Source organism: Campylobacter sp. JMF_08 NE1, from assembly GCF_027737875.1.
In the GTDB taxonomy this organism is placed as follows: domain Bacteria; phylum Campylobacterota; class Campylobacteria; order Campylobacterales; family Campylobacteraceae; genus Campylobacter_B.
Genome location: NZ_JAOVUC010000003.1, coordinates 180,000 through 199,703, shown reverse-complemented (window position 1 = coordinate 199,703; position 19,704 = coordinate 180,000). Strand labels below are relative to the sequence as shown.

The following is a 19,704-nucleotide window of genomic DNA, read 5'->3' as shown; positions in this document are numbered from 1 at the left end:
ATCATCAGTTTTTAAACATAAAATTTTGGAGTAAAATTTGGAAAATATTAGAAATATCGCAGTTATCGCCCATGTCGATCACGGAAAAACCACTATCGTAGATGAACTTTTGAAACAATCAGGCACATTTAGCGAGCACCAAGAGGTCGGCGAGCGCGTAATGGACAGCAACGATATCGAAAAAGAGCGTGGAATCACGATTTTATCGAAAAACACAGCTATTCGCTACGGCGATACGAAGATCAATATCATCGACACCCCAGGCCACGCGGATTTCGGTGGCGAGGTCGAGCGCGTGCTAAAAATGGTCGATGGTGTTTTATTGCTCGTCGATGCACAAGAAGGCGTAATGCCACAAACCAAATTTGTCGTTAAAAAAGCCCTATCTTTGGGACTTCGCCCAATTGTCGTGGTAAATAAAATCGACAAACCAGCCGCAGATCCAGATCGTGTGGTAAATGAGATTTTTGACCTTTTTGTCGCACTTGATGCCAACGACGAACAGCTCGAATTCCCAGTCGTGTATGCTGCGGCAAAAAACGGCTATGCTAAACACAATCTAAGCGATGAAAATGTCGATATGAAGCCACTTTTTGAGACGATTTTATCTCATGTGCCAAGCCCAAGCGGTAGCGATGAAAACTCTTTGCAACTTCAAGTCTTCACCCTTGATTACGACAACTATGTCGGTAAAATCGGAATTGCTAGAATTTTCAATGGTAGAATTTCAAAAAATCAAAGCGTAATGCTTGCCAAAGCTGATGGCACAAAGGTAACTGGTAGAATTTCGAAGCTTATCGGATTTAACGGCTTGGAGCGTATTGATATCGACAACGCCGGCACTGGCGACATCGTCGCTATCGCTGGATTTGACGCGCTTGATGTAGGCGATAGCGTGGTAGATCCCGCAAACCCTATGCCACTAGATGCGCTTCATATCGAAGAGCCAACTCTAAGCGTAATTTTTAGCGTAAATGACGGCCCACTGGCTGGAACCGAGGGCAAATTTGTAACTTCAAACAAAATCGATGAACGCTTAGCGGCGGAGATGAAAACAAATATCGCTATGCGATATGAAAATGTCGGCGAGGGTAAATTTAAGGTTAGCGGTCGTGGTGAGCTTCAAATCACGATTTTGGCTGAAAACATGCGCCGTGAGGGATTTGAGTTTTGTTTAGGTCGCCCAGAGGTTATCATCAAAGAAATCGACGGCGTAAAATGCGAGCCGTTCGAGCACCTAGTAATCGACGCTCCTGATGATTGCACAGGCACAGTTATCGAAAAACTCGGTCGCAAAAAAGCCGAAATGAAGGTGATGAACCCCACAGGCGATGGCCAAACTAGAATCGAGTTTGAAATCCCTGCTCGTGGCTTAATCGGATTTAGAAGCCAGTTTTTGACCGATACTCGTGGCGAGGGCGTTATGAATCACAGCTTTTTAGAGTTTAGGCCGTTTTCAGGGGCAGTTGAAAAACGCCAAAACGGCGCGCTAACTAGCATGGAAAATGGCGTCGCGCTGGGATATAGCCTATGGAATCTCCAAGATCGTGGCGTGCTATTTATCGCTCCACAAGCCAAGGTTTATGTCGGTATGATTATCGGCGAACACAGCCGTCCAAACGACCTAGATGTCAATCCAATCAAAGGCAAAAACCTAACAAATGTCCGCGCTAGCGGTAGTGATGACGCGATCAAACTAGTTCCGCCAAGAAGCCTAAATTTGGAGCGTGCATTAGAGTGGATCGAAGAAGACGAGCTAGTCGAGGTTACTCCGATAAATATCCGCGTGCGCAAACGCTACCTAGACCCGACCACGCGCAGACGCATGTCGAAAACTAATTCGTAAAATTACTAAATTTCAGAAGTTTTGCTTAGTAGCAAAACTTCTTTTTTATCCTAAGAAATCAATTATTTTTAACTAAATTTCGCTAGAATTTGTGGATTTAAAAAATAAAAGGCAAAATATGCAATACAAACATTTTAAAGAAAAGTTAAATAGTAGAATTTTTCTTAATAATGATGACTTGAATTTAGAAATTTTAACAACTGTTATAAATAGCCCTGAACGCTATATTGGGCTTTTTCGCGTAACAAATGCAAAAACAAAACTAATCCAAAATTTAACTCAAAGCCACGAGATTAAATTTGGCGATTTTATAGAAGATATTTTGACTGAATATATTGCTGAAATGGGCTATGAAAATTTGGATAAAAATATCGGTTTTGATGAAAAAGGCGATAGACTTAATAGCGACCAAATTTTCAAAGATAAATCAAATTTTATTTACTTAATCGAACAAAAAATCAGAGATGACCACGATAGCACTAAAAAACGGGGTCAATATGCAAATTTTATCAAAAAAATTCGCACCATAAAAGAAAAATATCCAAACCATAAAATTATCGCTTCAATGTGGTTTAGCGATAGTTGGCTTAGAAAAAATCGCAAATATTATTTAGAACAAATCGCAAATAATACCGATGATTTGGTTAAGCTTCACATATTTTACGGCGATGAAATTTTTATAAATTTATTTAATCGCATAGATATTTGGGGCGAACTAATTTCTCATTTAAGACAAAATAAATCCGAGCGTTGTAAAGATATTTTAAGTGTGCCCGATTTTGATACAAGCACGGAAATCAAAAACGCCCTAATAAAATTAAAACGAGAAAATCCGAAACTTATCAAAAAGCTTTTGTCAGATAATCCAAAATTTGTAGAACTTAGAAAAGAGCTTTTTCCGACAGGTGCAAATTTAAAGGCGATTTTATGAACGAAATTATAAAAGGCGATTGCATAGAAAATTTAGCAAAAATGGCTGATAATAGCGTTGATTTGATTTTTGCAGACCCGCCGTATTTTATGCGAACGGACGGGGTTTTAAATCGTCCAAACGGAAGCGAATTTGACGGCTGTGATGATGAGTGGGATAAATTTGATTCAAACTATGATTACGCCGAATTTACAAAATCGTGGCTAAAAGAGTGCAAAAGAGTGCTTAAAAAAGACGGCTCGATTTGGGTTATCGGCGGTATGCAGTGCATTTATACTATCGGCGGGATTATGCAAGAGCTTGGATTTTGGTTGATAAACGATGTTATTTGGCATAAAACAAATCCAACGCCAAATTTTATGGGGACACGCTTAAATAACTCACACGAAACGCTCATTTGGGCGTGTAAATCAAAAAAAAGCAAATTTACATTTAACTATAAAACCGCAAAAGAGCTAAATAACGAAAATATAGAGCCAAATTTATTTGCTAGGGGCGATAGAAAACAGCTTGGAAGCGTTTGGAAAATGCCTGTTTGTGCAGGAAATGAAAGATTGAAAGATGAAAACGGCGAAAAACTTCATACCACGCAAAAACCTGAAAATTTGTTATATCGCATAATTGCAATTAGCTCAAAGCTTGGCGATTTGGTGCTTGACCCATTTGGCGGGACGATGACAACGGCTGCAATGGCAAAAAAACTTGGGCGAAATTTCATTATGATAGAGCAAAATGAAAAATATATCGAATTTGGTAAAAAACGGCTTGAAAAAGTTGAATTTGAAAATAGCGATATTGCAAAGGCAAAATTTGATGAAAAACCTAAAAAAGTCAGTATGGACGAGATGATAAAGGCTAAATTTTTTATAAAAAATGAAAAATTTTACCTAAAAAATAGCGATAAATTTGCTATTTTACAAAGCAACGGAAAACTCGAATTTAACGGCGAAATTTACGATATGCACAGCTTAGCCGCAAAAATCAAAAATGCAAAAGCAAATAGACTAAACGGCTTTGATTATTGGTTTGTGAAGCGAAATGAAAATTTGGTCGGAATTAAAGAAATTAGGGAAAATTTTAGAAATATAAATTCTTTATAGTGAGTGGTTTTGAAAATCCAAAATTTATTTTAGAATTTTGTAATCTTGCAAAAGGATTTTTATGAAATTAGTTTGTTTTGACTTCGACGGGACGATTACCAGAGACGATTCGTTGCTCGAATTTATCGCCTATGTCGTGGGATTTAAGAAATTTTTACGCGGGATTTTTAGGCTTAGCCCTATTTTGCTGGGCTACAAGCTTGGGCTGTGTTCGAATAATTTCACTAGAAGGCGCCTTATGGTGCATTTTTTCGGCGGTATGAGCGTGGATAAATTCGCCAAAATTTGCAAAAAATACTCCACCACGCACATTGAAGATATTATCAAATTTGAAGCCATGTCAAAAATCAAAGAATACATCGCAAATGGCGATAAGGTCGTCATCGTAACGGCCTCCTTGGAGGATTGGCTAGCCCCTTGGTGCAAAGAAAATGGGCTAGAACTTCTTGGCACAAAAATTGAGAAAAAAGGTGGCGTAATCACCGGCGAAATCGACGGGCTTAATTGCTACGGGGCGCAAAAGGTGGCGCGCATAAAAGAAGCTTATGATTTGAGCGAATTTGAAAAAATCATCGCTTATGGCGATAGCAGGGGCGATAAAGAGATGCTAGAATTCGCCGATGAAGCGCATTTTAGGGCGTTTGAGTGAAATTTTGCTAGTGCAAATTTGGGATACTGCGTCGAAAATCTAATAAAGGAGAAAAAATGAAAAAAATTTTAATACCAAGCCTTGTGGCTATGGGTTTTGTGTGTGGGTATGCGGATGAACAGCCAAGAAGCTATGAATACTTCGCGGCAAACTTGCAAATCGCTAAGGCAAGGGTGCAAGAGTGCGCGAAAACGGGCTCTGTGGCTTATATAGACGCGGTCGAGTGCAATAATGCTAGCAACGCCGTAAGCGAGGCGAACGAAAAAATAATGGCAAAGCTTCCGCGCGAAAGAGTAGAAATTTTAAATGGTTTAAGAAGGATTTCGGTCTTGCTTGATGATTTTTACGCATACCACACTGCTATGGGAAAATTTGAAAACCAAGCTGAGCAAATGACAAATATCCCAAACCCTATCGCCGTAGCTGGTAAAAACTGCGCCAAATACGCTACCATTGGCTCCCACGAAGTAGAAATCGCAATAGACAAAAATGACGAAATTTGCAAAGGGCTTGCTAGCGAATTTGAGAAAAATTTCGGGCAAAATAGTGCGTTTTCGCGCAAAGAAAATAGCGAAAAAAGCGATATTTGGACATTTGATGTCACGAAAAAATCTAGTAATTTTTACTATATTTTCTTAAACGCTGTGGAGTAACTTAGAAAAATTTCGCTTCGCAAACCTAGATACTGGCGCGGGAATTTTGAATTTGGCGATTGCTTTGAATTTTGCAAAGCAAAATTCTCGCAATGACACTAAAAAGCAAAATTTAAAAATTCCGCGCCAAATTTCAAATTTAAAATTCCAAATTTCATGCTTTCGTAATTGCAATTTTGACAAGTTGCGAAAATTTCACACCTTTAAGTCCGCCGATTTTGGCGCTAAATTTTTCGATTTCGCCCATTTTGCCACGCACATTTATGGTCTCTAAGCAGTTATCGTGATCGACATGGATATGGTTCGTGCAGACAACATCGATTTTAGCGTGGTGTTCGAGTTCGATTAGGTTTTCGAGCAGGTCGCTTTGGTGGTGCGAATACGCTATACAAATCACGCCAAGCCCCTCGCTGTCGCTGTTTTCCTCGCTCCATTTATCGCTGACGATTTTTTCGCGGATTAGGTCCCTGATATACTCGCTCCTGCTAGGATAGCCCCTACTCTGCACGCGCGAGTTTAGCTCGTCAAAGAGCTCCTCTGGCAGTGAAACGCTAAATCTGATTACATTGTCCATTTTCGCCCTTTTAATTTTCTTTTTTCTTGACCCTAAGTGAGGCTATCGAGGTGCCGTCCATCGCAAGCACGGTGTAATCGCAGTTTTCGTCGCTTATCTCATCGCCATTTTCTGGCAAACGACCAAAGAGATTAAAGACATATCCGCCAATCGTGAGCTGCTCGGTCTCATCGTCAAAGGCGATTTCCATTATCTCCTCGACATTTTCGATCTCGAAGCGACCTTTAAATTCGTAAGTATTATCGTCAATGCGGGTGAAATTTTGCTCTATATCGTCGTATTCGTCCTCGATCTCGCCAAAAATTTCCTCGATTATGTCCTCCATGGTCAAAAACCCAGCCGTTCCGCCGTATTCGTCGATGACAAGGGCGGCGAAAATGCGCTCTTTATTCATCATTGATAAAATTTTGGTTATCGGGGAGTTTTCTGGCACGATGATGAGTTTGCGCACGATTTTATCGAAATTTTTCTCGCCGTTTTGTTGCATGATATCGCGGATATGAATCAGTCCTAACACCGTGTCTTTGCCTCCGTCGATGTATGGGAAGCGGGTAAATTTCGACTCCAAAACTACGCGATAATTATCTTCGTAGCTTTCGTTTTTATCTAGGCAGACCATATCCTTGCGCGGAGTCATAATCTCCTTTGCCACAGTATCGCCAAAATCCACGGCGTTTTTGATGATTTCGGTCTCCACGCTATCTAGCACACCGCCTTTTAGGCTTTCGCTAGCGATGATTTTGATCTCTTCTTCGGAGTGGGCGACCTCGCTATCCTTGACCGCGCGGATTCCAAAGAGCCTAACCACGCTTGATGCGACGAAATCAAACGCCTTAATCGCAGGCAGACACAAAACCCAAAAACAATAAAGCGGTCTAGCTATCCAAAGCACGATTTTTTCGGATTTTGCGATTGCGATAAGTTTTGGGGCCTGCTCGCCTAGGACGATATGCAGTGTCGTAATGATACTAAACGCGATGATCACAGCTACGGTATGCACGCTAGCCTCGCCTAAATTTAGGCTAGCAAGTGGCTTGCGGATTAGGCTAGCTACGGCTGGCTCGCCTATCCAACCAAGGGCGAGGGAAGCCAGCGTAATGCCGATTTGGCAGGCGCTTAGGTAGGTATCGATTGAATTTGTCATTTTTAGAGCGAGTGAGGCGTTTGCGACCTTGTCTTTGACGAATTCTTCGAGTTTTGAGCGTCGAACTTTAACAAGGGCAAATTCAGATAAAACAAAAAAAGCATTTAAAAAAATTAAAACAAAAGCGAGAAGTAACATAAAGACCGAACGATCCGTGTCCAAAATTTAATCCTTTGAATTTAAAATAAAATGCAGATTATAGCAAAATTAAACTAATTTTCACAAATTTTTTTAAATTTTAAAAGTGCGGAATTTTGAAATTTAGCTGGTGCGAAATTTCACAAATTTCGCACCGATGAAGCTTACGAAGCTATTTTTTACCTTTTTTAGCTTGTTCGTATAGTGGCATGACGACCGGGATTGTTTTTTCTAGGTTTTTGATACGGGTTTCATCGCCTGGGTGAGTTGAGAAAAACTCAGGCGTTTTGCTGCCACTTTCTAGTTTCGCCATTTTGCGCCATACATTTGGGGCTTCGTTTGGATTGTATCCAGCGCGCGCCATAAGCTCTAAGCCCATGATATCGGCCTCTGTTTCGTGCGAGCGAGAAAACGGCAGACTAAATCCATACTGACCCAAAATCGCTAATCCAGTCGCGCCCAAATCCCCTAGCCCAGCGGCCTGCGCGCCGATTGAAATGCCTAGGTTTTTTACAGACTCTGTGCTGGCTCGCTCTCGTGAGTGTTCGCGCAGTGCGTGAGCGATCTCGTGTCCTACGACAGCTGCTAACTCGCCATCAGTTAGGCTAAGCTTATTGATAATGCCTGTATAAACAGCAATGCGACCCCCTGGCATGCACCACGCATTTACGGTCGGATCTTCGATGACATTTACCTGCCAGTTCCAGTTGCGCGCATCTGGTCTGAAAACGCCCACTTGGTTAATCAATCTATTTGAGACTGTTTTTACTCTTTGGGTTTGTTTGGCGTTGGTGTTTAGCTTTTTTTGGCTTTTTGCTTGGCTGATTACTTGCGTGTATGAGCTTGCCGCAGCCTTGTCAAGCTCAGCTTCGCTGACTGTGAGTAGCTGGGTGCGATTTACCCCTACTGCCCCGCCTTGGGTCGTGCTAGCACAACCGCCCAAAAAAATCGTGGCGAAAATCGCCAAAATTAAGGAAAGTTTTTTCATCTTTTCTCCTTTGAAATTTGAAAATTTAAATTCGCCAAATTTTAGCCAAAATTTTTAAAATTTCATTATAATTGAGTAAAAAAGGAAAATTTATGAAAAAAAATCTACTAGTTTTTATCCTCGCTCTGCTCGTTGGTTTGGGCGTTGGTGTGTATATGATGGGTGGGACTAACACTCACGGGGACGGCGGAAATGGCGAATTTATCGCAGGCGAGCATTATTTGGTTTTGGATAAACCACTAAGTGTGGATAAGGGCAGTTTCGTGACGATTTCTAGCTATGCTTGTCCGTTTTGCTATAAATATTATCAAAATGTCCTGCCTGAAATTTTAGGCGAAATTCGTGCTACTTACGAGCCGTTTCACATGCACGCTATGGGCGAATTTGGCGTGAGTGTGAGTAAAATTTTGGCTGTGGCCAGAGTTTTGGATAAAAGAGAAAATATCGCCCCAAACTCGCCAAATTCGAAATTTAAGAAAATTTTATTTGCATATTTTGAGAGTTATCACGACAAAAAAGAGCGCCCGAGTGCCGATATGGACGAGATGAAATTTTTGCAAACAGGCTTTGAAGCAGGCGGGATCACGCGCGAAATTTACGAGAGCGAATTGCAAAATAGCGAAGTTTTGGAGCTGCTTGGGCTTTGGGACGAGGGCTATGATGTCGCACTTATTCAGGGCGTGCCAGCCTTCGTGGTGGGTGGTAAATACCTCATAAAAACCGAAAAAATCGCCTCCACTGCCGAATTTGCGAAATTAATTGATTATTTGGCGAGCAAAAATGAGTAGAGTGCTGTTTAAAATTTGCGCGTGGCAAAACAGCGCGAAGCCTTGGATTTATCTGATTTTTGTCTGCGCGCTTTTAATCATTATCGCGCACTATTTTTTCCAAGAATACCTATTTATGGCGCCTTGCGAGCAGTGTGTGTATATCAGACTGGCGTTTTTTGTGATATTTTTCGGAGCGATTTTAGGCACGATTTGCGGGGGAAATTTGCTACTTAAATTTTGCGCTTATGGCGTTTGCTTTGTGGGCGCATTGTATGGAATTGCCCGCTCAATCCACCTATACAAGGTGCATAGCGCGATTTTGGAAAAACTACCTTTTGGCGTGCATGGTTGCTCGTTTAAGCCAAATTTCCCGCTAAATTTGCCCCTTGATGAGTGGTTTGCTAGCTTTTTTAAGCCAACTGGCGATTGTGGCTTAGACGCTCCCATAGTCCCGCTAGGAACGAGCCTAGATTCTATTCAAAGCTTTTTTGTGGATTTGTATTCTAATGGTTGGTACTTAATCCCAGGCGCGAAATTTGGCACAATGGCTGAGTGCATGATTTTAGCCTTTGGCGTGATTTTAGCGGTTTTATTTGTGATGATGAGTGCGCAAATTTACGCTATGTTTTCAAAGAAAATTTAGGGCAAAATTTTAAAATTTTGATGATCTAATTTTTGGATTTTTTTATTTTTGATTAGCTTATTTACAGCCACGGAGACATTTTGGCGTGGGGCTCCGACGAAGCTTGCGATTTCGCTGACACCGCCATTTACATGCGCGACGCCCTCTTGTGAGATTTGGAGCAAAAATTTATAGGTGCGGGTTTCGACGCTATCGAAAACTAGCTCTTTTATCACATTTTTTTGCATTGTCATATTTTTCAAAAACGAGTTAAAAAGATAAATCGCAAAGTCTTGGTTGAACTCAAACAAATCAATCACGGTGGATAAATTTGCCTCTAAAATTTCAGCGTCTTTTGTGATTTCAAATGACGAAAAGGTATCGACTAGCACGAAAGAACCCGCCCCAAAGTAGCTTAGCACATACTCCCTGCCGCTTTCGTGGTAGGTATTTAGCTTGCCCTCGCCTTTTAGGATTATCATAAAAAGCTTTTTTTGAGCGTAAATCATCGAGCCTTTTTGATAGGAAATGCGTCTGAATTTATCCAAATCCTCTTTGCCGAAAAACGATAACTCCTCGCCCTCAAAAACCCCTGTCGTCCTAGTCCCCATAAAATGCCTTTTTATTTTTATTATCTCACAAAAAGGTTAAGTATCGATAATAAAAACTAAATTTGTCATAAAAATGACAAATTTTTATTTTTGTTTTTTATAAAATTTATCAAAATTTTATAAAGGAGAAAATTTGAAAATTCTAAATTTAGCTCTTTGCTTAGGTCTTTTAACCTGCGCCGCAAACGCCCTTAGCGTGGGCGATAGCGCGTATAGCGTAGCTGTTAAAAATATCAGCCTAAGCGCGGATTTAAGCGAAAGTGTCGGAAGATTAATGCCGACAAATGAGATCAAAATCATCGAAGCAGATGATAAAAAGGTCAAATTTAGCCTTGAAGGTTACCAAAGCGCAAAGGCGCAAAATATCATTTATTTTACCCCTAAGGCGAGAATTATCTCGGTTGCCTTTTCAAAACAGGCGAAATTCGACGCTGAGGTTTTGGAGAATTTAGGCGAATACAACAAGGTAAAAATCACAGCTTATACTTCGCCAGACGCGCTAGAAACGGATTTGAAAGCGATTTTTAGCACAGCGAAGAAAAACCACGAAGAAAACTGCGGCACCTGCCACCCGCTTCACAGAGGCGAAACTCAGGTCGCAAATAGATGGCCTGCGCTGATTAAATCAATGCAATCACGCACGCCATTAACCCAAGATGAAATTTGGGTTATCACTCAGTATTTACAAAAACATTCAAAAGACATTAATGTCGATTAAAGGAGAAAAGATGAAAAGACGAAGTTTCTTAAAAGGCAGCGTCGCTCTGGGTGCTGCTAGCGCAATTCCAAATTTTGCCCTTGGAGCAGAGGCAAATACCGCTTTGGTAAAAAACGGCGAAGTCATCACGGGAGCGCACTGGGGAATTTTAAAAGCTACCGTAAAAGACGGCAAAATCGTAAAATCACAAGCTTGGAAAAAAACTTCAAATGTGCCAAATCCTTTGCAAACAGCCATGGACGATTTGGTTTATAAAGCAAGAATCAAAGCCCCAATGGTTCGCAAAAGCTATCTTGAAAACCCAGATAGCCCAAAACCTGAGCTTCGTGGTAAGGACGAGTGGGTAGAAGTGCCTTATGAAGAGGCTATCAAACTTGTCGCAAAAGAGCTAAAAAAAACACGCGAACAAAAGGGTATGAATAGCATTTGTGCAGGAAGCTACGCTTGGCAAAGCTCAGGCGCACTTGGTATGGCAAGGACGCTTCTTCATAGATTTATGAATATGACAGGCGGTTTTGTGGGCGTTACGGGAGACTTTTCAACGGGAGCTGCGCAAGTGATTTTGCCACATGTCGTGGGATCTAGCCAAGTTTATGAGCAACAAACCGTTTGGCCTGTGGTTTTAGAAAATTCAAAAGTCGTCGTGCTTTGGGGTATGAATCCAATCGGCACTTTGCGTTTGTCATTTACGGTTTCTGATGAAGGCTCGTTTAAATATTTTGAAAAATTGCGTGATAGCGGTAAAGAAATCATCATCATCGATCCGCTAAAAACAATCACAACTAAATTTTTTGAAGGCAAAGCTACTCATATCAGACCTACTCCAAATACCGATGTCGCGATGATGTTAGCTATGGCAAATCACCTACTAAAATCAGGCAAATATGATAAAGAATTTTTAAGCACTTACACCGTTGGCTTTGATAAATTCGAGCAGTATCTACTAGGCAAAGAAGACGGCGTAGAAAAAACACCTGAATGGGCAGAGAAAATTTGCGGTATCGAAGCAAAAGTTATAAAAGAGTTAGCTGAAAAATTCTTTGATAATCGCACTATGATTATGGCTGGTTGGGGTATGCAAAGAGCGCACCACGGCGAACAAGTCCATTGGATGATAGTAACTCTTGCTAGTATGCTTGGTCAAATAGGGCTTCCTGGTGGCGGATTTGGTTTTAGCTACCACTATGCAAACGGCGGAACGCCAAGTTGCGTTGGTGGCGTGATTAAAACAATCAACGCAGGAAGCGTAGGTATTATCAAAGACGGCAAATATATGGGTCCTGCTAATGCTGATGGCGCAAAAGAAAATGCAGCGCAGTCTTGGCTATCTAATACTGCTTTGATGTCATATCCTGTCGCAAGGAACGCAGACGCTTTGCTAAATCCGGGTGCTACACTTGATGATAACGGAAATAAAATCACATATCCTGATATGGATTTTATCTATTGGGTCGGCGGAAATCCGCTCACACAACAACAAGATACAAATAAAAATGTCAAAGCTTGGCGAAAACCGCGAACTATCGTCGTAAATGAAATTTACTGGACGCCGACAGCAAAAATGGCCGATATAGTTTTCCCGGTAACTAGCTCGTATGAGAGAAATGACATTTCTATGACAGGGGATTACACAAATATGCATATCGTCCCACAAAAACAGGTCGTAGAAAAACAATTTGGCGCAAAAGATGATTATCAAGTTTTCGTTGATTTGTGTAAAGCTTATGCAGACGGCCTTGCAGAAGCCTACACAGAAGGCGGCAAAACCGAAATGGACTGGATAAAAGAGTTCTATGAAACAGCGGCAAATCAAGTAAATGCAAACGAAGCTTTGGGAATAAAAATGCCAAGTTTCGAAGAGTGGTGGAACAAAAACGAACCGACAGAATTTAGCCCAACAATGGAGAGCGAAAGCTATGTAACTTTTGCAGATTTTAGAGAAGATCCGATTTTAAATGCACTTGGCACACCAAGCGGACTAATCGAAATTTACTCTGAAACTATCGAAAAAATGGGCTATGATGACTGCAAAGCTCACCCTACATGGTTTGAGCCAATCGAGTGGCTAGGTATGAAGGATAAACCAGCCAGATTCCACATGATAAGCCCACACCCAAATGATCGTTTGCACTCACAACAAAACCAAACTAAGCTAAGAGATAGCTATGCAGTGGCGGGAAGAGAGCCGATTTTTATCAACGAAGAAGACGCAAAAGAGCTAGGTATAAAGGGCGGCGATTTGGTAAGAGTTTTCAACGCTAGGGGGCAAATCCTAGCAGGTGCGGTTGTAAATGATGACACACCAAGAAATGTCGTAAAACTATGCGAAGGTGCTTGGTATGATCCAAACGAAAACGGACTTTGCAAAAACGGCTCGGCAAATGTGCTTACTATCGATATTCCGACAAGCAAACTAGCCAACGGAAATATCTCTCACACTTGCCTTGTAAATATCGAACCTTACAAACCAAAAGAGGGCGAAGACATTACGCTAACTGCGTTTATGCCGCCAAAAGGTGCGAAATAACCCAAATTTAGCCAGAGAAATCTGGCTAAATTTTTACTTTTTAAATCTATGTTTGATTTGTCATTGCGAGCTTTTGTAGAAAGTGAAGTAATCTACGAGTTTAAAATTCCTTGCGCTAAATTTGCTGTCATTGCGAGAATTTGCGTAGCAAATTCGAAGCAATCCAGGGAAATTTAAATTCAAAATTCAACCTAAATTTAGCATTGAACGATTTTGTGAATTTAACCTGCGCTGTGTTTTTTTCGTAAGGGGGAAGGGGGCTTGAATTACTCTGCTTCGCTTCGCTCGCAAGAAATGACGGCTGTCGCCGTCGCTACGCTCATTTTGCGAGGTCGCGCCCCTTCCCCTGCATTTAATTCGCACGCAAAAGCGCTGTTCGCGCCTTTTGCATCGTGCGAATTTCCCCCGACGACGCTTTTAAGGTGGCTAAATTTTAAAAAGCGTTGCTTTTTAAAATTTAGCTGGTTTTATTTTTATGGAAATGCTTTGCATTTCTTTGCGAAGTAAGTTAAATTTTCGGTGCAGTGTTTCCGTGAATTTAGGAAATTCACGGAACGAAAATATTCCCGCCGGCGCGCGGATTTAGCGGATCGTCGCCGTATTTGTTAGCTCCGTCGGTGCCCTTTAAAATCGTAGAGATAAAAATAAAAATTATAAGCCCCACAGCAACAAATAAAAACAGCATAGCTAAAATTCTAATTCCATCAACAAACATTATCGCAAGCACGCACAAAAGAAAAATTGCGCCAAAATACCACCCGCTGATATCTCTGTCATGTAGTCTTCTCCAAAATACCGCAAACGAAGGCACAAGCAAGCCCAAAGCAACCACGCTGGCTACGATACCGATGACTTGTGGGGTGCCGTTTTTGTCAAACCCCAAAACGATATTTGTGCCAAGCACGGCGTCGATTACGGAGGTTGCGACATTTACTAAAACGCTAAAAAGGTAAAACCACCAATATTCGCTTCTGCTAGCCCTGCCAGAAAATGTGGCGTATTTTTGTTTGAGGCAAACGCTAATCGCCTCGCCAAAACTCATCATTTTTTCTCCTTATGATTTGATTTTGTTAAATTCGCTAATGTGAAATTTCAAATTCGTAAAATAATAGTTGTTTTTCGAAATTTCGAAATTTCGGCTATCTTTGGCACAAGCAATGATAAAAAGCGAATTTATAATCGAGCAAATTTGCACCGCGATTATCGCTAAAATCGGATTAAAATAGACTAAAACTAGCCCAATTACGCACGAGAGCGCATATACAAAAAACGCCTTGACGAAAATTTCGCATCCGCTTGTCTGGAAAAGCTCTTTGTAAATCAGCAGAGCAAAGCATGCGCCAAACCCCGTAAATACTGCGCCGAAAACAAATACAACCAGGCTTTTATCCCCAAACATCATCATTAAAAACGGGATTAGCGCAAGGCCGTCGAATACGACAAAAAGGGTTAAATTTCGCAAAAGCGTCTTTGAACAAATTGTGCTAGCGATGAAATACGCGCTCATTGCTAGGCAGATTTGCCCCGCTGTCGAGGCGAGTTCGGCGCCATTAATCTTGGTGCCAAAAATGTTTAAAACTGCCATTAAAATCAAAAGTCCGCACCCAATGTAAGCTAGCTGTCTAGCCGAGGCTAAATTCGCGCTTTTTTCCTCTAAATTTAGGCTTTGGCTGGGATTTTCGCTGGGATTTTCGCTTAAATTTTCGATCTCGCACCCTGCGCTAAGATTTGCGCTATCTACCATTTTTTCTAAATTGAAAAAATCATAGATAATCCACGCCAAATAGGCTAAATTTGGCAGTGCAAAGACCATAATCGGTTTTATTAAATTTTCCCTAGCCCTAAGTGTATCTTGGTCGTCAAATTCGAGGCTTGGCCTTATGGAGCGCAAAATTTCGAGCGCGCTATCGTTTGATATCAAAGCATACGCCACCAAAAAGCAGACAAAGATGATAAACCCAAATCCGCCAAGAAGCTGGAAAATCGCGCTTACATTTTTTTTCAGATAAAATCTGTGCGCGCTAAAAACCCCTAGCGTCAAATATAGCGTGTAGGCGGTGTTGAGGTGAAATTTAGGCGCGTTTTGCGGGAGGGTTTGCATGGATTTCCTTTTTTTAAATTTGGGCGAAATTATAGCCAAATTTTAAAATTTTGCGCCAAAAAATAATCTGTTAAATTTTATGAGATAAAATGTGTTTTATTTTTTACAAGGAGAAAAAATGCAAGTAAAATTTTTAGGAAACCCCGTAAATTTGGGCGGAAATGAAGTAAAAGTCGGCGAGGCTGCGCCAGAAGTCGTAGTCGCTGGGAAAGATTTAGAAGATATCGTAATTGGCAAAAGCGAGAAAAAGCAAATCATCGTAGCCGTTCCGTCGTTAGATACGCCAGTTTGCGCTAGCGAGGCTCGCAAATTCAACGAAAAAGCAGCAAGCCTACCAAACACCGAAGTAATCGTAGTTTCAATGGATTTGCCGTTTGCGATGGGCAGATTTTGCACGACAGAGGGTATCGAAAACTTGCGCACAGCAAGCGATTTTAGAGCGAAAAAATTCGCCAAAAGCTATGGAATTTTAATCGAAGATAGCGCGCTAGCAGGGCTAAATGCAAGAGCGGTTTTCGTCATCAGTGGCGGCGTAATCGCATACAAAGACATCATGGCTGAAATCACCGAAGAGCCGAACTACGAAGCAGTTTTAGAGGCTGCAAAAAACGCATAAATTTTTTAGCTTTCCCCTTAAAAATACAGTGAAATTCCGCAAATTTTGCGGAATTTCTAATTTAGATTTAAAATTTCCTTCGCTCTTGTTTTTTTGTATAAAATCGACTTCAAATTTTGCATTTCACGCTCGTTTAAAGGGCTAGCGTCAAGCAGTTTGGCGCAGTTTTTTTGCCTAGGATTTTCGCAAAATTTAGGCGCGAAAAGCTCGCTAATACCGCCGTGAGTTTCTCTGCTTTGGAGCGGATTTTCGTGGCAGGCCTCGCAGGATTTGCCGATTTTTTGCACGCTATGAGGCGAAAACGGCTTCCAAACCTCGAATCTCTCGCCACTCTCGCCAAATTTAGCCACGCTAGCATTTTCATCTTTTATGCTAAGATTATAGCCAAACACAGGACGCGCTAGGGCGATTTTGCCGTTATTTTTGCGCACCAAAAGGACATTTTCGAAGCGTTCTAAACTAAACGCGCTATGCCAAATGCCAGGTTTTCTCTCGCCTCCAAGCGTGCGCGAAAACGGCGCAGGGCGCGTATTTTGGCGCAGGGCGCGTGCGTTAAATCGCTTGGCGCTCGCGTCAAATTCGATTAAATTTTGCCAGTTTTCGTAGTCTTTGCTAAAATCAAGCATAGCATTTAGTTCGTAAAAACTCCCGCCCCATGCGCTGTGGCAGGTGGCGCACTCCAAATTTTGGTGGAATTTATGCGAGGTGTTATTTTGCGTGGCGGTTTCGTGGCAAGCCTCACAGCTTTTGGTTTCGCTCATTTTGTGGCAATCCGCGCACACTAGCCCCGCGCTAAAATGTGCGTCAGGGCGCAAATTTGCGTATGTTACGCCATGCCGTAGCCCTGGGAAATTTCCATTTTTTTGCAACGGCGTGCGGTAGTCTTTGTGCGTGTTTTGTGGGAAAAGCCCCATAAAATCGGTGCCGATGAAGTATTTATTGTGGCAAGAGGCGCAAACTTCATTATCTGCGCGCGAGAGCGTGTGAGTGCGCGAGTGTGGGCGCGCGCTAGTATTCGCGTCGCTGCCGCCGTAATGCGCGCTGGGTGCGTAGCTAGCGTGGCATGCCATGCAACCCTTTCCGTGAGCGGAAAATAGGGAATTCTCGCCATTATCAAAGGCGTGGCATTTTAGGCATTTGCGCTCCACGAAGTCTGCTACCACGCGCTCTTTCTCGCTTAAATTTGGCAAATTTTGGCTTAAAAAATCTTGCAAACTAAGATTTAAATCCATATTAAATGCGCTAAAAATCGTTTTTATCTCGTTTTTGTGCGTGAAATGGTTGCTTTTTTCAAATTCGCTGATTTGCTTCGCGTGACAGCTGCCGCAAAACTCGCCATAATGCGCGGGGCTGGCTGGGTGAGCGATGATATTTTCGTGCGAAAATCCGCCAAATTTAGCTAAATTTTGTGGGAAATCTGAGGGTGAAATTTTACTTTTATGACAACTTTCGCATGAAAAATTGTGATTTTGCGCGTCAAATTTCTCCACGCTGTGGCAGTTTTCGCAGGATAAATTTTGAGCGAAAGCGAAATTTAAAAACGCAAAAAATATCAAATTTATCACTCTAAACATTTTGTCTCCCCTGCCCTAAATTTCGCTTTTGAGGCGTTAAAATCGGCATAAATTTTATCATCGTAGCGATCATGGCAGATAGCGCAGGCATAGGCGTCAAGGATTTTTTTCATTTGAGCTAAGTTTAGCGTGGAATCGTTTTTAGAAATGATTTGATTTTGCGCTCCTGTGGGGCTAGCAAAGGCGTCAAGGGCGAAATTTAACTCGCCAAAATTTGCCAAATTTGGACTAAATGAAATCTCGCCGTTTTTATAGCTCAAAACACCGCGCCCAAGCCCAAGCGAAGACGGCGAGAAGTGGCAAGTGGCGCAGGTTTTGCTCTTGCCAACGCTGTGTTGCGCCCAGATAGCTAGGCTAAGGGCGTCAAAGTGCTTCGTGGAGCTATTTTCGTAGATACTAGCCACGACTTGACAGCCAGGGGCGAGGTTTGCGATTTTGCCGTCATTTCTCACGCCCAAAGCGGGGTCTTCGAAGCGCAAAAAACTGCGCATTTCGCTCCACGCACCCTCGCTGTATTCGCCCTTTTGCCACTCAAACTGCTTTGCGCCTGAAAATCTTTGCTCGTGGCAACCAAAACAGCTTGCTACGCTTTTTTCGTGGCAGGCTTGGCAGGATAAATTTGCGTGTAAAGGCTCGTGGGCTGGGTCTTTTAGCGCTGAAATTTCAAATTTTGCTCCGTCTTTTTTGCGCGTAAGGACTGCTTTTTCGCCCACTTTGGCGACATTGTAAAGCGGGAAATTTCCCTTTTTCGTGTAGGCGATGAGCGCGCTATCTGGGATATTTGGATTTGTTTTTGCTAAATTTCGCGCCATCTCGTTTGGTGGGGCGAAATTTGGCGCGTGGCAGTCCTCGCATGCGATAATCACGGTTTCCCTCATATTTGTGTGGTTTTTCTTATCGCCCATTACCCCAAGGCTAGTGTGGCAATCCACGCACTCTAACCCTGCCCTTTCGTAGTGAATATCGGCGCGCAAATCGTGGAAATGGCGCCCGTCAGAGAGTGTATGGCTCTGCTCGAAAGGCGCCTTGCTTCCCTCACTTTCGAATTTTCCATAATACGCAAAACCAATGCGAGCCGAGCGGTTGTGGCAGGCTAGGCAGTTTTGACTAGGGATTGCGGTGGAAAATCGCGTGTGGGTTTTGGGCGCAAATTTGGGCGCAGTGTTTGGGGAGGTTGCGTGCGCGCTGGAATTTGCGCTGGAATTTGCGCTTAAATTTGGCGCAGAATTTGCATTTTTGCTAGCAAAAAACGGGGAGAGCAAGAAATTTTCATCTAAATTCGAAGCCTTATGACACGCCCCACACCCGCCACCTTTGGCGATATTTTGATTTATAAAAACCTCTTTTTCTTGCGAGATATGACAACTAGCGCAGGCTTTGGCGTAGTGGTCTTTGGCGAATTTTTCGATTTGCTCTGCGTTAAAATCAGAGCTTGCGCCCTGCTTCGCCCACTCACCTATCAAATTTTGCTTGATTGGGTTTTGGGTTTGCATTGGCGTGGTTGCGACGCGGGCGATTTGGTCCTTGTGACAGCGCGCGCAACGGCTTTTGGCGTTTTCTAGCGTGGCTGGATTTGGAATTAGGGCGATGTGAGCGAGCGATTTTTCGCTAGCAATCTCGTTGCCCCCATGGCAGCTCTGACAGGCAACCTCATCGTGCGAGGGGCTTAGTGAGCCGTAATTTTCGTGGCAGGCGGTGCATGAGTTTATCTGCGAAAATGCGCTTACGCAAAAAAACAAAATAGCAAAATTTGCGAAAATTTTAAAATTTAGCCCTTTTAAAATTTCGCAAATTCTTCTCACTAGCAACCCTCAAACTGCGCTGGTGCGCCACTAGGTTTCGGCGCGGCGGCTTCGCTTTCATCGGCTTTGGCGCCAAATTCATCTATCATGCCTTCATCGGCTAGGCGTTGAATGACATCATCATAGCTTTCCCACGCTTTTTTGTTATAAGCGTCTGCTTGAATCGCCTTTTTTGCGTATGCCCTAGCAAGTGTGAGATTATTTTTTGCCACAGCCTCGCGTGATAAATTTACAAAATGCTCCGCCTGCGCTTTTGAAGTATTGTAGCTTTGCAAATTTTCCGCAAAGCCAAAACTACAAAGCAAAACCATGCTTAAAATTATCTTTTTCATCATTTTCT

At 42.3% G+C, this 19,704-nt stretch carries 19 protein-coding genes; 10 read left to right on the top strand and 9 right to left on the bottom strand.

The features are described 5' to 3' along the window. The first annotated feature begins 37 nt into the window (after positions 1 to 37). From typA to OFN91_RS04365, 5 genes are all read left to right on the top strand, one after another. Positions 38 to 1,846, top strand: a complete 1,809-nt coding sequence (typA, locus tag OFN91_RS04385; RefSeq protein ID WP_270858640.1) for a translational GTPase TypA — start codon at positions 38 to 40, stop codon at positions 1,844 to 1,846. Between the two features lie 118 nt (positions 1,847 to 1,964). Beyond that, positions 1,965 to 2,777: an HpyAIV family type II restriction enzyme gene (locus OFN91_RS04380; protein ID WP_270873408.1), complete on the top strand. Its 813-nt coding sequence runs from the start codon at positions 1,965 to 1,967 to the stop codon at positions 2,775 to 2,777. Continuing rightward, positions 2,774 to 3,877: a DNA-methyltransferase gene (locus tag OFN91_RS04375; protein ID WP_270873407.1), complete on the top strand. Its 1,104-nt coding sequence runs from the start codon at positions 2,774 to 2,776 to the stop codon at positions 3,875 to 3,877. The genes OFN91_RS04380 and OFN91_RS04375 overlap by 4 nt, the downstream gene beginning before the upstream one ends. A 61-nt stretch (positions 3,878 to 3,938) precedes the next feature. Beyond that, entirely contained in the window at positions 3,939 to 4,526 is a 588-nt protein-coding gene (locus OFN91_RS04370) for an HAD-IB family hydrolase (RefSeq protein ID WP_270873406.1), read from the top strand. Positions 4,527 to 4,582: 56 nt separating this feature from the next. Further along, positions 4,583 to 5,179: a hypothetical protein gene (locus OFN91_RS04365; RefSeq protein ID WP_270873405.1), complete on the top strand. Its 597-nt coding sequence runs from the start codon at positions 4,583 to 4,585 to the stop codon at positions 5,177 to 5,179. A gap of 154 nt (positions 5,180 to 5,333) precedes the next feature. On the opposite strand, the gene nikR is transcribed toward OFN91_RS04365, so the two are convergent. From nikR to OFN91_RS04350, 3 genes are all read right to left on the bottom strand, one after another. Next, positions 5,334 to 5,753 carry a nickel-responsive transcriptional regulator NikR gene (gene nikR, locus OFN91_RS04360; protein WP_270873404.1) on the bottom strand — a complete coding sequence of 140 codons (420 nt, stop codon included), beginning with the start codon at positions 5,751 to 5,753 and terminating at the stop codon, positions 5,334 to 5,336. Positions 5,754 to 5,763: 10 nt separating this feature from the next. Further along, complete coding sequence (locus OFN91_RS04355; protein WP_270864646.1) at positions 5,764 to 7,035, bottom strand: hemolysin family protein; 1,272 nt, start codon at positions 7,033 to 7,035, stop codon at positions 5,764 to 5,766. A gap of 172 nt (positions 7,036 to 7,207) precedes the next feature. After that, the gene (locus OFN91_RS04350) at positions 7,208 to 8,023 is read right to left on the bottom strand and encodes a M48 family metallopeptidase (RefSeq protein WP_270862643.1); all 816 of its coding nucleotides are present in this window, start codon (positions 8,021 to 8,023) and stop codon (positions 7,208 to 7,210) included. Positions 8,024 to 8,115: 92 nt separating this feature from the next. On the opposite strand from OFN91_RS04350, the gene OFN91_RS04345 reads away from it, so the two are divergent. Both OFN91_RS04345 and dsbI read left to right on the top strand, forming a co-directional pair. Next, positions 8,116 to 8,811 (top strand): thiol:disulfide interchange protein, encoded by a 696-nt coding sequence (locus OFN91_RS04345; RefSeq protein WP_270873403.1) that lies wholly within the window; start codon positions 8,116 to 8,118, stop codon positions 8,809 to 8,811. Beyond that, positions 8,804 to 9,436 (top strand): protein-disulfide oxidoreductase DsbI, encoded by a 633-nt coding sequence (gene dsbI, locus OFN91_RS04340; RefSeq protein WP_270873402.1) that lies wholly within the window; start codon positions 8,804 to 8,806, stop codon positions 9,434 to 9,436. The genes OFN91_RS04345 and dsbI overlap by 8 nt, the downstream gene beginning before the upstream one ends. Here the strand turns inward: dsbI and OFN91_RS04335 are convergent. Continuing rightward, on the bottom strand, positions 9,433 to 10,026 hold the full coding sequence (locus tag OFN91_RS04335; protein WP_270858633.1) for a Crp/Fnr family transcriptional regulator: 594 nt from the start codon (positions 10,024 to 10,026) through the stop codon (positions 9,433 to 9,435). The two genes, dsbI and OFN91_RS04335, sit on opposite strands and share 4 nt — an antisense overlap. A gap of 133 nt (positions 10,027 to 10,159) precedes the next feature. On the opposite strand from OFN91_RS04335, the gene OFN91_RS04330 reads away from it, so the two are divergent. Beyond that, entirely contained in the window at positions 10,160 to 10,744 is a 585-nt protein-coding gene (locus OFN91_RS04330) for a cytochrome C (RefSeq protein ID WP_270864651.1), read from the top strand. Between the two features lie 10 nt (positions 10,745 to 10,754). Beyond that, positions 10,755 to 13,271, top strand: coding sequence for a molybdopterin guanine dinucleotide-containing S/N-oxide reductase (locus OFN91_RS04325; protein WP_270873401.1), 2,517 nt, complete (start codon positions 10,755 to 10,757; stop codon positions 13,269 to 13,271). A 547-nt stretch (positions 13,272 to 13,818) separates the two neighbouring features. Here the strand turns inward: OFN91_RS04325 and OFN91_RS04320 are convergent. Both OFN91_RS04320 and OFN91_RS04315 read right to left on the bottom strand, forming a co-directional pair. Next, positions 13,819 to 14,316, bottom strand: a complete 498-nt coding sequence (locus OFN91_RS04320) for a DUF805 domain-containing protein (protein WP_270873400.1) — start codon at positions 14,314 to 14,316, stop codon at positions 13,819 to 13,821. 9 nt (positions 14,317 to 14,325) lie between these two features. Then, a complete protein-coding gene (locus OFN91_RS04315) occupies positions 14,326 to 15,372 on the bottom strand; it encodes a TM2 domain-containing protein (protein WP_270873399.1) in 1,047 nt (348 codons plus the stop codon). A gap of 118 nt (positions 15,373 to 15,490) precedes the next feature. Here OFN91_RS04315 and tpx point away from each other — a divergent pair, with 118 nt between their 5' ends. Then, the gene (gene tpx / locus OFN91_RS04310; RefSeq protein WP_270862651.1) at positions 15,491 to 15,988 is read left to right on the top strand and encodes a thiol peroxidase; all 498 of its coding nucleotides are present in this window, start codon (positions 15,491 to 15,493) and stop codon (positions 15,986 to 15,988) included. A 56-nt stretch (positions 15,989 to 16,044) separates the two neighbouring features. Here the strand turns inward: tpx and OFN91_RS04305 are convergent, their stop codons facing one another. Genes OFN91_RS04305 through OFN91_RS04295 form a run of 3 tightly spaced genes read right to left on the bottom strand, consistent with a single transcriptional unit; the run spans position 16,045 to position 19,696 of the window. Beyond that, positions 16,045 to 17,562: a hypothetical protein gene (locus OFN91_RS04305; protein ID WP_270873398.1), complete on the bottom strand. Its 1,518-nt coding sequence runs from the start codon at positions 17,560 to 17,562 to the stop codon at positions 16,045 to 16,047. Continuing rightward, positions 17,550 to 19,364, bottom strand: coding sequence for a hypothetical protein (locus OFN91_RS04300; protein ID WP_270873397.1), 1,815 nt, complete (start codon positions 19,362 to 19,364; stop codon positions 17,550 to 17,552). Before OFN91_RS04300 ends, OFN91_RS04305 begins: the two co-directional genes overlap by 13 nt. After that, the gene (locus OFN91_RS04295) at positions 19,364 to 19,696 is read right to left on the bottom strand and encodes a hypothetical protein (protein WP_270858624.1); all 333 of its coding nucleotides are present in this window, start codon (positions 19,694 to 19,696) and stop codon (positions 19,364 to 19,366) included. The genes OFN91_RS04300 and OFN91_RS04295 overlap by 1 nt, the downstream gene beginning before the upstream one ends. Between the last annotated feature and the right edge of the window lie 8 nt (positions 19,697 to 19,704).